The 13,422-nt window shown below is 62.1% G+C and carries 12 protein-coding genes; 2 read left to right on the top strand and 10 right to left on the bottom strand.

Features of this window, described 5'->3' with window-relative positions; translation table 11 throughout:
- Positions 1 to 97: 97 nt before the first annotated feature.
- Positions 98 to 4,345: a DEAD/DEAH box helicase gene (locus tag E3O56_RS04250; protein WP_248127915.1), complete on the bottom strand. Its 4,248-nt coding sequence runs from the start codon at positions 4,343 to 4,345 to the stop codon at positions 98 to 100.
- A gap of 167 nt (positions 4,346 to 4,512) precedes the next feature.
- Here E3O56_RS04250 and E3O56_RS04245 point away from each other — a divergent pair, with 167 nt between their 5' ends.
- Positions 4,513 to 5,397, top strand: coding sequence for a sugar nucleotide-binding protein (locus tag E3O56_RS04245; RefSeq protein ID WP_032879234.1), 885 nt, complete (start codon positions 4,513 to 4,515; stop codon positions 5,395 to 5,397).
- Between the two features lie 125 nt (positions 5,398 to 5,522).
- Here the strand turns inward: E3O56_RS04245 and E3O56_RS04240 are convergent, their stop codons facing one another.
- The 5 genes from E3O56_RS04240 to E3O56_RS04220 all read right to left on the bottom strand — a co-directional run bounded on the left by E3O56_RS04240 (position 5,523) and on the right by E3O56_RS04220 (position 9,573).
- Positions 5,523 to 6,221, bottom strand: a complete 699-nt coding sequence (locus E3O56_RS04240; RefSeq protein WP_005791869.1) for an OmpW family outer membrane protein — start codon at positions 6,219 to 6,221, stop codon at positions 5,523 to 5,525.
- Between the two features lie 93 nt (positions 6,222 to 6,314).
- Positions 6,315 to 6,836 (bottom strand): DUF3299 domain-containing protein, encoded by a 522-nt coding sequence (locus tag E3O56_RS04235; RefSeq protein WP_032879236.1) that lies wholly within the window; start codon positions 6,834 to 6,836, stop codon positions 6,315 to 6,317.
- Positions 6,837 to 6,847: 11 nt separating this feature from the next.
- Complete coding sequence (locus tag E3O56_RS04230) at positions 6,848 to 8,113, bottom strand: ABC transporter permease (RefSeq protein WP_148853985.1); 1,266 nt, start codon at positions 8,111 to 8,113, stop codon at positions 6,848 to 6,850.
- A gap of 1 nt (position 8,114) precedes the next feature.
- Positions 8,115 to 8,825, bottom strand: a complete 711-nt coding sequence (locus E3O56_RS04225; RefSeq protein WP_248127914.1) for an ABC transporter ATP-binding protein — start codon at positions 8,823 to 8,825, stop codon at positions 8,115 to 8,117.
- 148 nt (positions 8,826 to 8,973) lie between these two features.
- Positions 8,974 to 9,573, bottom strand: a complete 600-nt coding sequence (locus E3O56_RS04220) for a DUF2796 domain-containing protein (RefSeq protein ID WP_103735399.1) — start codon at positions 9,571 to 9,573, stop codon at positions 8,974 to 8,976.
- 127 nt (positions 9,574 to 9,700) lie between these two features.
- Here E3O56_RS04220 and E3O56_RS04215 point away from each other — a divergent pair, with 127 nt between their 5' ends.
- Positions 9,701 to 10,042 (top strand): hypothetical protein, encoded by a 342-nt coding sequence (locus E3O56_RS04215; RefSeq protein WP_032879241.1) that lies wholly within the window; start codon positions 9,701 to 9,703, stop codon positions 10,040 to 10,042.
- Here E3O56_RS04215 and trxA read toward each other — a convergent pair.
- From trxA to E3O56_RS04195, 4 genes are all read right to left on the bottom strand, one after another.
- Positions 10,039 to 10,911 carry a thioredoxin gene (gene trxA / locus E3O56_RS04210; protein ID WP_103735398.1) on the bottom strand — a complete coding sequence of 291 codons (873 nt, stop codon included), beginning with the start codon at positions 10,909 to 10,911 and terminating at the stop codon, positions 10,039 to 10,041. The genes E3O56_RS04215 and trxA overlap by 4 nt on opposite strands.
- A gap of 73 nt (positions 10,912 to 10,984) precedes the next feature.
- Complete coding sequence (locus tag E3O56_RS04205) at positions 10,985 to 11,986, bottom strand: Abi family protein (RefSeq protein ID WP_078822447.1); 1,002 nt, start codon at positions 11,984 to 11,986, stop codon at positions 10,985 to 10,987.
- A gap of 261 nt (positions 11,987 to 12,247) precedes the next feature.
- Positions 12,248 to 12,901 (bottom strand): 50S ribosomal protein L11 methyltransferase, encoded by a 654-nt coding sequence (locus E3O56_RS04200; protein WP_078822446.1) that lies wholly within the window; start codon positions 12,899 to 12,901, stop codon positions 12,248 to 12,250.
- On the bottom strand, positions 12,898 to 13,353 hold the full coding sequence (locus E3O56_RS04195; protein ID WP_005791855.1) for a YbaY family lipoprotein: 456 nt from the start codon (positions 13,351 to 13,353) through the stop codon (positions 12,898 to 12,900). Before E3O56_RS04195 ends, E3O56_RS04200 begins: the two co-directional genes overlap by 4 nt.
- Positions 13,354 to 13,422 lie beyond the last annotated feature (69 nt).

Below are 13,422 nucleotides of genomic sequence, written 5' to 3'. Positions count from 1 at the left end.
TGTTCCGGCCCCATCGGGAGCAAGCCCCCTCCCACATTTGAATGTGTTCACACATCAAAATGTGGGAGGGGGCTTGCTCCCGATGAGGGCCTAAAGGTCAGCGCCTGATCAACTTCTCCTGCACTGCCTGCTGATCCATCTCCAGCAACACCTGCTGCTTGCCGGCGACCATCACCGCCGCCGGCAGCCCATCGCGATATACAATCCGATTACCGCTCACCGCCGGCACTTTGGCCCCCGGTAGCAGCGTGCCCACAAGGTTCAATGGATCCGCCCCGCACACCGCGATCAAGCTCCCGTCATGTGCCCGCCGCCGCACCTCGCGCAGCAAGGGTATCGCCTCCGGCAACGCAAACTGTTCGCCCGCCAACCCACTGACAAACCGCCCGCCACGAATCTCCCCGCGTGCCTCCAGCCGATGGAAGGTGCGCAGCAATTCACGCCAACTCGGTAACCAATCCGCCTCGCGCTCCAGCAAGCGCCAGAACACCACGCCGTAACGGCGCAGCAGGGTCATCGCCACATGCTCCAGGGTCTCGGTCGAATGTGGGCCAGCAGCGCTGGCTGAACGGCGGACCAAGGCCCAGCGACCGGCATCATCCATGCCGCCGACAAACGCCCCGCGCCCACGTCGACTGCTGCGAGCCTGGCGTTTGCTGGCAGGCGTGGTTAGGGCGCGCAGCCCGGCGAAGCTGTCGGCATTCACCAGGCCGGCGCCTACCAGTTCCTGCAAGGCTGTCTCCAGCTCGCTGCGCAGCAGGTGGGCCTCGTGCACCAGTTCATCAAAAAACAAGGCGCCGTGTTCGCGCAGGGCCGAGTGGACTTTCTGCGCCTTGGGCGACAGCGTGGTGCTGTCGGTGGGCTCGGTCAGCCCGCTCCACAACGCTACCTGGCTACGGGGGAGCAAAACCACCGGGGTGCTGCGCAACGCCATGGCGCCGGCCTTGTTGCTTAAGCGCGTCCATACCAGCTTGCCGCTGCGGCACAGGTCATCGAGCCAGGTCGATGAATAATCCTTGATGCGCGCGCTGAGCAGGTCAGTGTCCCAGGCCGACGTGGCGGCGGCGTAGCCCTCGAGTTGGCTGACTATCTGCGGCAATACGGCGCTGCCCTGGCCACGGGTGCTGTCGGACAGGTGCTGCCAATCGAACAGAAAACGCATGAAATCCTGCAACGCCACCGGCTCGATTTCCCGGCGCAGGCGCTTGACCGTGTAGCGATGAATGCGCGCCAGCAAGTGACGTTCGCACCATTGTTCCTGCGTGGCACCGGGGCTGAAGTGCCCGCGCAGCACGTAGCCTTCCTGCTCCAGGCGCGACAGGGCCTGAGTGATTGCCGCCACGGGCAGCGCCAGGGGGGCAGCGATTTCGACCAGGTTCAACGGGCCAAAACCACTGAGGCGCGCACGCAGTACTTCTAACAGCGCTTCGTCAAATTCCCAGGGCTCGTCGAACCCGGGCAGCAGTGGCAAATCGTTAGGGTAGAGCGCTTGCAAGCAACTCAAGCGCTCCACGGCGACCCACATGCCGTTGTGCAACTGACAGGCTCGCCCGGCCTTGGCCAAGGCGTGCAGCCATGCGGCCCATTGCGGCGCAACTTCAGGGGCTGCGATGCACGCCAGGCTCATCAGCGCTTCATGCATTTCATCCACGCCGTTGGGCGCGGGCCAGGCTTCTTCGCGAACGCCGGCGATGGCCTCGGCATCCAGTGCGCCCAGGTCGTCGGTGCTCTGCGGGTCGCTCCAGCGTCGGTTGAGCACGGCCTGGGTGCGGCGCTCTTCCAGCGGGGCGTCGTCGAGAAAGGTGTAGGGCTTGGCGCTGAGAATTTCCGCAGCCATGGGCGAAGGGGCGGGCAGGTCGCGGCTGATCAATCGGACTTCCCCGCGTTCCATGCGCCGCAGCAGTGCCAGCCAGGCTTCACTGTCCATGGCTTCATGCAAGCAATCGTCGAGGGTTTGTTCCACCAGTGGGTGATGGGGGATTTCGCGCTCGCCGGCGAGGTTTTCCAGGCAGGCGATCTGGTCCGGAAAGACGCTGGCGATCAGGTCTTCGCTCTTCATGCGCTGGATCTGCGGCGCCACCTTGCGCCCACCGGTGTAGCGCGGCAACGCCAGGGCCACGCCGGCATTCCAGCGCCAGCGCACGCCGAACAGCGGCGCATCCAGCACGGCCTGGATCAGGAGGTGTTCAGCACTGTTGCTGTTAAGGTAACGCCACACCTCATCCAAGGCAAAACTGTGGCTGGTGGACAGCGACAGCACGATGGCGTTTTCGCTGGCCGCCGCTTGCAGCTCGAAGTTGAAGGTGCGGCAGAAACGCTTGCGCAACGCCAGGCCCCAGGCGCGGTTGATGCGGCTGCCAAACGGCGTGTGGATGATCAACTGGGTGCCGCCGGACGCGTCGAAAAACCGCTCCATGATCAACGTGTCCCGGGAGGGCAGGGCGCTCAGGGCCTGGCGCGACCGGGCCAGGTAATCCAGCAGTTGTTCGGCGCTGGCGCGATGCAGGCCCAGGGTGCCGGTTAGCCAGTCGAGGGCCGGTTGCAGGTCGCCGGGCGTGGCACCCAGCAAGCTGTCGATTTGCCCTTGCAAGCGCGCCACGGCCACCGACAACTCGTTGCTGCGCCCGGGTGCTTCGCCCAGCCAGAACGGGATGGTCGGCGGTTGGCCATGGGCATCCTCGACACGCACCTTGCCCGCTTCGACCCGCAGGATGCGGTAAGAGGTATTGCCGAGTTGGAAGATGTCGCCGGCGATGCTTTCCACCGCGAAGTCTTCGTTGACGCTGCCGATGTTCAGGCTCTGAGGCTCCAGCAACACGCTGTAGTCGGCGTTGTCCGGGATGGTGCCACCGCTGGTGACGGCGGTGAGCCTGGCACCGCGGCGGCCGCGCAGGGTGTGGGTCACGGCGTCACGGTGCAGGTAGGCGCTGCGGATACCCTGGCGGCCGTTGTAGCCCTCGCTGAGCATCTGCAACAGGGCCTGGTAGTGGCGCTCATCCAGCTCGGCGTAGGGCGCAGCGCGGCGGACAAGCGCCAGCAGCGCCTGTTCCGGCCATTCACGGGCGCTGACTTCGGCAATGATCTGCTGGGCCAGCACGTCCAGCGGCGCCACTGGAATATGCAAGGTATCCAGCTCGCCACGGCGTACGCAGTCGAGCAACGCGGCGCATTCGATCAAGTCGTCACGGGTGGTGGCAAACAAGCGCCCTTTGGGCGTACCGCCGACCTGGTGCCCGGAGCGGCCGACGCGTTGCAAAAAGCCATTGATCGAGCCGGGTGAGCCGATCTGGCAGACCAGATCCACCTCGCCAATATCGATGCCCAGCTCCAGGGACGCGGTGGCGATCAGCACTTGCAGTTCGCCGGCCTTGAGCCGTTGCTCGGCGTCCAGGCGCAGTTCCTTGGCCAGGCTGCCATGGTGGGCGGCCACAGCGGTCTTGCCCAGCCGCTCGCTCAGATGCCGGGCCAGGCGTTCGGCCAGGCGCCGGGTGTTGACGAAAATCAGCGTGGTGCGGTGTTCGCGGGCCAATTGCGCGAGGCGGTCGTAGACCAGGGCCCACACATCGTTGGCCATCACCGCCGAGAGCGGCACTGGCGGCACTTCGATATCCAGGTCCCGTGGGCGCGCATGGCCGATGTCGACGATGGCACACTCACGGTCGGTGCCGACTAAAAACCGCGAGACCGCTTCGATGGGTTTTTGCGTGGCTGACAGGCCGATACGGGTCAATGGCTCGGCGCACAGCGCTTGCAGGCGCTCCAGGCTCAAGGCCAGGTGGCTGCCGCGCTTGCCGGCGGCGATGGCATGGATCTCATCGACGATCACCGTACGCGTGCTGGCGAGCATGTGTCGGCCGGAATCCGAACCCAGCAGCACATACAGAGATTCGGGCGTGGTCACCAGGATATGCGGCGCGCGCTTGCGCATCTGTGCGCGGTCTTTTTGCGGGGTGTCGCCGGTGCGCACGGCGGTGCGGATCACCAGCGGCGGCAGGCCCAGGCTTTGAAGCTGCTCGGTAATGCCGGCCAGCGGGTTTTGCAGGTTGATCTGGATGTCGTTGGACAGCGCCTTGAGCGGTGACACATACACCACCAGGGTCTCGTCCGGCAGTTGCCCGCCGTTGGCCAGGCCTTGGTGGACCAAATCGTCGAGTACCGCCAAAAAGGCCGTCAAGGTCTTGCCCGAGCCGGTGGGCGCGGCGATCAGCGTTGACCGCCGCTGGCGGATCAGCGGCCACGCCTGGGCCTGGGCGCCGGTCACCGAGGGGAAGGTCCTGCAAAACCAGGCACTGACGGCGGGGTGAAAACCATCCAGTGCGCTGGCCGTTGATTCGGGAAGGTTCATGAAGTGATTGATGCCACCTGCTCCAACAAGTTGCAAACACGTACTTTATCCGTGACGGTTGCGCTACAAACCCGCAAAATGCAACGATTCTGGCAACTACCTACGGCAAGGCGCACACGCCTGTCGATAATAACCATCGTTCCAAACAGACCGGGCCTGCTCAATCTATGCGAATGCGCCTTATGTTACTGGGCGGCGGGAATGCCCTCGGGCAGGCGCTGATTCGCCTCGGTGCAGAGGAAGACATCGGTTTCCTCGCCCCCAAACCGCCCCAAGACGGCTGGGATGCCGCGAGCCTTACCCAATTGCTCGACGACACCCGTCCCGATGCATTGATCAACCTCGCCTACTATTTCGACTGGTTCCAGGCCGAAACCGTGAGCGAAACCCGTCTGGCCGCCCAGGAGTTCGCCATCGAACGCCTGGCTGAATTGTGCCAGCACCACAGCATCACGCTGCTGCAACCGTCCAGCTACCGGGTGTTCGATGGCTCGCGCGCCACCGCCTACAGCGAAAAAGACGAGCCGGTGCCCCTGGGCCTGCGCGGCCAGGCGTTGTGGCGTATCGAACAGAGCGTGCGCGCCACTTGCCCACAACATGTGCTGCTGCGATTTGGCTGGTTGCTCGATGACAGTGTCGACGGCACGCTCGGACGGTTCCTGGCCCGGGCCGAAAAACCTGATGAACTACTGATGGCCGACGACCGTCGTGGCAACCCGACGCCGGTGGACGATGCCGCACGGGTGATTATCTCGGTGCTCAAGCAGCTTGATTGCGCGGCGCCGCTGTGGGGCACCTATCATTACGCCGGGCATGAGGCGACTACGCCGTTGGCCCTGGGCCAGGCGATCCTGACCGAGGCGCGCAACTTCCACGCGCTGGCCATTGAATCCCCCACTGCCCAGGCCCACGCGGCTCGGCCGGATGCGGCGGATGAACCGCAGCACGCGGTGCTGGCGTGCAAGAAGATCCTGCATACCTTTGGCATCAAGCCAAGGGCATGGCGGGCGGGGCTTCCGGCGTTGCTGGACCGGTTCTACCGCCACAGCTGACACGCTACAAAACCAAATGTGGGAGGGGGCTTGCTCCCGATAGCGATGGGTCAGTCCATGAATCTGTTGACTGACACTCTGCTATCGGGAGCAAGCCCCCTCCCACATGGGTTATGCAGTGTTGCTTAGAACTTGTAGCCAATACCCACCATGTAAACCATCGGATCCACGTCCACATTGACCTTGGCCCGAGTGCCCTGGCCCAGCGCATTGTTATCCACAGTCGCCTTGGTGCTGATGTCGATGTAGCGCGCCTGGGCGTTGATCATCCAATTGTCGTTGATCATGTAGTCGGCGCCGATCTGTGCGGCCCAGCCCCAGGAGTTTTCGGCCTTGAAGTTGCTGAAGCCGGCTTGTTGAGCGCGACCGCCGACGTGTTCGTCGTAGATCCAGGTGTAGTTGATACCGGCGCCTACGTACGGCTGGAATGCCGACTTGTTGTCCAGCGGGTAGTACACGACGCTCAGGGTCGGCGGCAGGTGCTTGAGCGAACCGAGCTTGCCATTGGCGGCGCCCAGTGCGGTGTTCTTGAGTTTCACGTCATGCTCGAAGGGCGTGGCGGCCAGCAGTTCGATACCGACGTGGTCGGTGATCATGTAGGCGAAGTTCAAGCCCAACTGGGTGTCGCTGCTCATGGTCGCCTTGCCGCCCAGGTTGGTGCCGGCCAGTGGGCCCTGGTCAACCTTGACTTTGCCGCTGTCGGCCTCCGGGTTCACGGTGATTGCACCGGCACGCACCAGGATATCGCCCGCTTGGTGAGCGTGTGCGACCGGTGCGACGAGGGCGAGCGCGAAGAGGGACGCGCCGAGCAGAGACTTGTTCATGGGAGCTCCAGAGGACGTTAAAAGTTGTACGTCCAATGGTAAAGATCGTTCCGTTCGGTCTTTTGACTCAGCTCAATGAAAGGGTGATCAGCGCTACTCCTGCAGCTCGTACATGTAAATCTTCTGGGCATCCATCTGGTAACCGGCGTCGGCCAGTTCACTCGTCGACGGCTTGACCTGCATCGCGCCTTCGATCCAGTACGGCTGGTACAGCTCATCGAGCTTCACGCCGACTTCGCTTTTGACATGCACGATCTGGTTCGACGGCGGTGGCGGCACGTGGATGCACGCGCCGAAATACGGCACCAGCAGAAACTCGGTGGTGCGGCCCTCTTCGCTGACTTCCAGCGGCACGATATACCCCGGCAGGCGGATGTGCTGGCCGTCGAGGCTCTGCACCACCGGCGCGTTGGGCAGATCCTGCTTGGCCGCCGGCGCCGCCTCGACGGACAAGGCATCGGCCATGTTCGACAGGTCGTGCAGCGGCTTCATATTAGGCACTTCCGGTGGCGCATCCGGCGGTATCATTTCCTGCCAGGACAGGTCCTTGGGCTGTTCATCCGCCCACACGGGCACGGCCGTCAGCAGTAACAGGGCAAACAGGGCACGACGCATCGAAGCCTTCCTCATACACGGATGGACAGGCCATCGGCCAAAGATTGTCGATAGGCGCGCCACGCGGGCACGCTGCCCATCAACAGCGCTGCCGCGAGGATACCCGCCAGCAGGGTCCATTCATATTCGCTCGGCCAGGACATCGGCAGGTCCAGCCCGTAGTTGGCCTGCAAGTAACCACGGGAGGCGGCGATGCAGACATACAGCAGGCCCACGCCTGCTACCACACCGGACAAGGCCAGGGCGAAGGCTTCGAAGATCAGCAGGCTCGCGATATGCCAGGGGCGTGCACCCACCGAACGCAGAATCGCCATCTCGCGGCGGCGCTCGTTGAGGCTGGTGAGGATCGCCGTGAGCATGCCGATCAAGCCGGTCAGCACCACGAACAGCGAGATCACGAACAAGGCTTTCTCGGCGGTGCTCATCATGCTCCACAGCTCTTGCAGGGCCACGCCCGGCAGGATCGCCAGCATCGGCTCGCCACGGAACTCATTGATCTGCCTTTGCAACGCGAAGGTGGAAATCTTGTTGTTCAGGCCGAGCATGAACGCGGTGATGGCTTGCGGCGTCAGGTCCATATTGCGCGCCTGGTCGGCGCTGATGCGGCCTTTGCCCTGGGCCGGCACACCGTTGTGCCAGTCGACATGGATCGCCTCCATGCCACCCAAGCTGATGTGCAACGTGCGATCTACCGGCGTACCGGTACGCTTGAGGATTCCGACCACGGTGAAGGGTTTGTCGTCGTGCTTGACCAGGCTGACCACCGCTACACCGTGGGCCAGCACCAGCTTGTCGCCGAGTTTGTAATGCAGGGCGTCGGCAACTTCGGCGCCGAGCACCACTTCAAACGGGTCGGTAGCGAAGGCGCGGCCGCTGGCCAGTTCGAGGTTTTGCTTGCGCCCGTACTGGTAATGCTCGAAGTAGGATTCGTTGGTGCCCATCACGCGGTAACCGCGATGGGAGTCGCCGAGGGAAATCGGAATGGCCCATTTCACCTGGGGGCTGGCGGCGAAATGCTCAAAGCTGTCCCAGCGGATGTTGTTGGTGGCGTTGCCGATGCGAAACACCGAATACAGCAGCAGGTTGACCGAGCCCGAACGTGCCCCGACGATCAGGTCGGTACCGCTGATGGTGCTGGCAAAACTGTTGCGCGCCTCGACACGCACGCGCTCCACCGCCAGCAACAAGCACACGGAAAGCGCGATGGCGAAGGCAGTGAGGATCGCAGTAAAGCGGCGGTTAGCCAGGCTGGCCATGGCTAGACGAAACAGATACATCTCAAACCTCTGCGGGCGTGGCGGCGCGATTGAGTTCGGCCAGTGACAGGTTGCGGTCGAACAGTGACGCCAGGCTCTGGTCATGGCTGACAAACAACAGGCTGGCGCCAGCTTCACGGCATTCAGCGAACAGCAACTGGATGAACGCTTCGCGGGCGTCATAGTCCAGGGCTGAGGTGGGCTCGTCGGCGATCACCAGTTCCGGTTGGCCGATCAACGCACGGGCGGCAGCCACCCGTTGTTGCTGGCCGATGGACAGCGAGTCGGCGCGGCGCTCCAGCAAGTCCTTGTCCTTCAAGCCCAGGTGCGCGAGCAAGGTCGCAGCCGCCTGGTCGACACTGCCGTGGCGCTGTTTGGCCCGTTGTGCGCGCAACCTGGAAAAATGGCAAGGCAACTCGACGTTTTCGCGCACCGATAGAAACGGCAGCAGGTTGAACTGCTGGAAGATGTAGCCGGTGTGGTCCACACGGAAACGATCACGGGCGCCGGCCGAGAGTTCGGTCAACTCCTGCCCAAGCAGGCGGATGCTGCCCTGGCAGGGTTTCTGCACGCCCCCCAACAGCCCCAGCAGCGTGGTCTTGCCACTGCCGCTCGGGCCCTTGAGGAACAGGGTTTCCCCGGGTTCCAGGCGGAACGCGGGGATGTCCAGCAACTGCGGGTAACCAGGCCAGTTGAAGCCCAGGTCGGACAGTTCGATTAACGCTTGAGTCATGGGAAGTCAGTGTCGCCTGGTAGTCGAAAATGGCGCCGATCCACTGTGGGAGCTGGCTTGCCTGCGATGGCGTCGCTACGGTGTGCCTGCTGCACCGCGTCGCCAGTATCGCAGGCAAGCCAGCTCCCACATGGACTGTGCTTTCAAGTCAGAACTTCAGGGTGGCGGCGGTGGCCGTCGCGTCAACACCTTGCTGACCGCTCGGGCCGATCAGTTGTACCTGAATTTTCTTGGTGGCGGGGAAGGTCTTGAACACTTGGCTCAAGTCCAGGTTGCCCAAGGCCGTCGGCGTGGCGCAGGTGAATTGGTAGTGGGCGTGGATTTCGCTGTGGTCGTGATGGTGCTCGTGAGCGGCGGCGCCTTTGCCGTCGGTGGCGTGGTCATCGTCGTCATGGTCGGCTTCTGGTTTGTCACCGAACAGCGGGCTATTGAGTTCCTGGCTGCTGACCACACACCCTGCGGCCTTGGGCAGGTTGAACAGGGCCAACGGGTTCTCCAGTTGTTTGCGTACACCGGCGACCTTGGCTTTATCGGCGGCGCTGGTCGCTACATGCTCGAAACCCACCAGGTTCATGGCCGGGCTGTCCAGTTCAAGCTCAAGGGCCTTGTCATCCAGCACGGCATTGAGACGGCCGACCCCATGTTCATGGGCGCCGAGGCTGCCGTGCTCGTGGTCATGCTCTTCGTGAGCGTGGGCAACAGCCAGTGGCAGCAGGGCGAACGGCAAAGCAAGCAGCAAACGGCGCATGGGAGGCTCCAGGATGAAAGTTTTGTTATGTGATCTTATAACAATAGAGCCGAGAGTTTGACCGCCTGCTTGGTGTTGCGCAAGCTGCATGGGAGCATGACGGTCAGAAAAATGCAGGAGTACAGCGATGTTGCGAATTCGTGGAACCATCGGCGACCTGCCGGTGGACTTGACCCTGGAACTGGACGACGGCGATTGGGCGCGCTTGGGCGCACAGCTTCAGGCCGCCCCAACGCCCAGTGCGCCAACCGCGGCGCCGGTCAAACAAAACGACGACCTATGGCAGAGCGCCCAAGAGGTGCTGCGCAAGGCAGGGCAGCTCAACGGTCTGGAATTACTCGATCAACTGGAAGGGTTGGCAGGCGATGCGGGCGCGGGCAAGCGCCTGTTGGTGCGCCTGCGCCATAGCGCCAAAGTCAAGGTGAGCAGCGGCGGGGATACGCCGCTGTACCGTTGGATCGGTGATTAGTACAACGCGGCAAACAATTTGCGGCGGTACACCGTGACCAGCGGGTGCTCATTGCCCAGCAATTCGAACACCTGCAGCAACGTCTTGTGCGGCAAGCCTTCGCTGTAGCTGCGGTTGCGTGTAAACAACTTGAGCAAACCTTCCAGTGCCGCATCGTACTGCTGGCGCGCCAGTTGCTGGATCGCCAACTGATAGGCCGCTTCGTCGTCCTGCGGGTTCTGTGCCAGACGGCTCTTCAGATCGGCGGTGTCCGGCAAGTCTGCGGCCTGGCGCAGGAAGGTGATCTGCGCCTTGGCCCCGGCCAGGGCGGCCTTGTGGTCGTCGCTTTTGACAGCGTCAAGCACGGCCTGGGCTTCACCCAACTCACCGCGCTCAGCCAGGCAGCGTGCATACAGGATCAGGGCTGCGGCGTTGGTATTGTCCTCGCCCAACAACTGCACCAGCAGCGCTTCAGCCTCGCTGATGCGCCCTTCGCTGAACAGCGCCTGGGCCTGTTCCAGCGGATCCGCCGCAGCCGGTGGTGGCATCTGCACATGTGGCTCCAGCATCGCCCGTACTGCCGACTCCGGCTGCGCACCGGCAAAGCCGTCCACCGGCTGACCATCCTTGAACAACACCACCGTCGGCAGGCTTTGAATGCCGAAACGCGCGACGATGTCCTGTTCGGCCTCGCAATCGACCTTGGCCAACAGCAACTCGCCGCGATAGGTCTCGGCAATCTGCGCCAGCATCGGCATCAGCGCCTTGCATGGCGCACACCATTCGGCCCAGAAGTCCACCAGCACAGGTTTTTCAAAAGAATTCTGAATCACCGCCTGGTCGAAGTTGGCGGTGGTGACGTCGAAGATGTACGGCGTGGGCTCACTCATGGGGCGTCTCGAATAAAGCGGGAATGGGGGCAACTATAAGGGCTGGCGCTAGCTATCGGAAGCCGCCTGGCATTCAGTAATCATGCGCGTGCCAAAACGGGTCCAGATACCAGTCCTGAGGAAAACCCATTGCTTCGATACGGACGTCGGGAAACTCGTCGATCAGCAGATGCAGGCTGTGACCCCAGCGAGTATGTGGGCTCACCTGGCCCATCAGGTGATTGAGTATGCATAGCGTGGAGAACATGCGGCTATGTGTCCCCGGTTGAAGCAAATACTGCGGCCATGGAAAGCTGGCTTTTTTGGGCAATTCAGGACGGATACCCAATTCTCGGTTCCACATGCGTGAATGGTGAGCGCAGATATTTCGGACAGTGGTCAGCGTGTGCAGCCAGGACTGCATGAGTGGTGCCGGGAGTAGAAGGCGCCTGGAGATCGCTTTCTTGTCGGCGTCCTTGGCCAAGCCTTTGTACAGATGGGATAAGTCTCCCAGTGTCAATTCTTCCAACATGGCCCAACCCGGCATCAACGCGGGCTGGACGTAGGTCACGGAGTAATGACGGGCATAACTTTCTTTTGCCCTTTGGCGTTTAAGAAGATCTTTTCGTGCATCGCTGGCATGTGATCTATCGATGCGTTCGCATTCGCGCTGGTAGTCACGGGTTGCGCTGGCTTGCTTCATGGACAGTGTTGCAAGCAGGCGTTGATGATCAAATTTGAGGTGGAACAACCCTGGATTGAGATACCAATGACTGCCATGGGCGGGTCCCATGTGATTACTGATAACCGAACGTGAGGCTATTTCGACGCGCTCAATGGCATCCATGGTCAGTAAGCGAAGCCTTCTATCAAAATCGTATAGGCGGGTTAATTGGCGGAACTGGCTACCTTCACGAAAAAGATGGTCAATAGCGTCAGGCTGTTGAAAGGGCCGCATATAAGGGCTGAGTCGAAAGAAACTGACGGATTGCAAGAAGTGCTCGGCACGAGCTTCATTGTGAATTATCAGTCCGCGCCGCTTGAGGAGTCCCAGCTGGGCAGGAACGTCGATGGCAGGTTTGCTGAATGACCTCATGCCCAAAAAGTACCGGGCATAAAAAACCCGCACAATTTGTGCTTAGTTACTGATGCAACCAGAGGCATGGCGGGTGTATTGCCGCAAAGATTAAGCAGGTGCCTGACGTTTGGCAAGGCCGTTGAGTCGTAAGTTATTAGCGAAACTGTCTGCCAGGACATGTCAGGAAATTTTCCATCCGTGAGCGAAGGATGGCATTTTCCATGCCTCGCCTTTTCCTGTCTTAGCCAATCTGTTGCCGGGAATTTGTAACGCGAAGGCTCAGCGCCGCGAATGGTACAGACTCACCTTGCGAAACTCCCAAGGCTCGGCCAGGTCCGGCAGGGTCAACGCGTCCAGAACCTCCAGCCGTTGATAACGCGGGTGTTGGAAGTCCCGCACCCGCGAATCGGCCACCAGCGCTTCGCGGCCACGGGTGAGGAATTGATCCAGCAGCGGCAGGTTGGCGCGGTCGTAAAGCACGTCGGCCACCAGGATCAAGTCAAAACGGTCGGCTTCGGCGAAGAAGTCGGCGCAATAGCCCAGCTCCACCGCATTGAGTTCGGCGTTGGCGCGGCAAGACGCCAGGGCCAGCGGGTCCAGGTCACACGCCACTACTTCCAGGGCACCCGCCTTTACGGCGGCGATCCCGGCTACGCCCGAACCTGCGCCGAAATCCAGCACGCGTTTACCGGCGACCCACTCGGGATGCGCCGCCAGGTAGCGCGCCAACGCCAGGCCGCTGGCCCAGCAAAAGCTCCAATAGGGCGGCTCATGCAGGATGCGCCGGGTTTCTTCTTGGCTGAAGGCGCGGTCCATATTGTCGGCATCGAGCAGCCATAGCGACAATTCGGTACCCGGTAGCGGGCAGGGCACCAATTGCGCGTCGCCGATCAACTCGCTCAAGGCGCGCTGCAGGTGCAGCGGTGGCGTCATGGCGCCTTGACGAGTTGCAGGGGGCCGGTGCTCTGGGTGATCGCCTGGGTGACGCGCACGGCGGGCAGGTGCAGGATCAACTGGCCGGACTGGCTGGCGCGGCCACGCAATTCAACGCGTGCACCGGCCGGGAAGGCTTCAGGGTTGAAGCGCAGGCGGAAGGCCAGGGGCTTGCCATTGCCGCTCAGCACGCTGCTGGCGAGCAGTTGCTGCGGGCGCGAACGGTCGTCGATCACCAGCAGCGCCATCTCGACTTCGGCGCCGGCGGGCACGTTGGTCAGGCTGCCGCTGATTTCCCGTTGATAGGCGGGCAGGGGGCCGAGGTCTTCAATACCCGGGACTTTTTTCTCTTGTGCCGGTGTCGGTTGAGGCGCGGCCGGTTTGGGGGCTTCGCTGCTGCAGGCGACCAGAAAACTGAACAGCGTGAGTAGAACGAGTGGTCGTAACTGCATGTACGGCTCCAGAAAGGACAAAATCCGTGGCTTAAAAAATATCAAACATATAAGCCTGCCTATATACCG

It is taken from the genome of Pseudomonas sp. W2Aug9 (assembly GCF_023127755.1).
Taxonomy (GTDB): Bacteria; Pseudomonadota; Gammaproteobacteria; order Pseudomonadales; family Pseudomonadaceae; genus Aquipseudomonas; species Aquipseudomonas synxantha_A.
The sequence above is the reverse complement of the archived record's forward strand: the minus strand, read 5'-3'. Positions and strand labels throughout refer to the sequence as shown.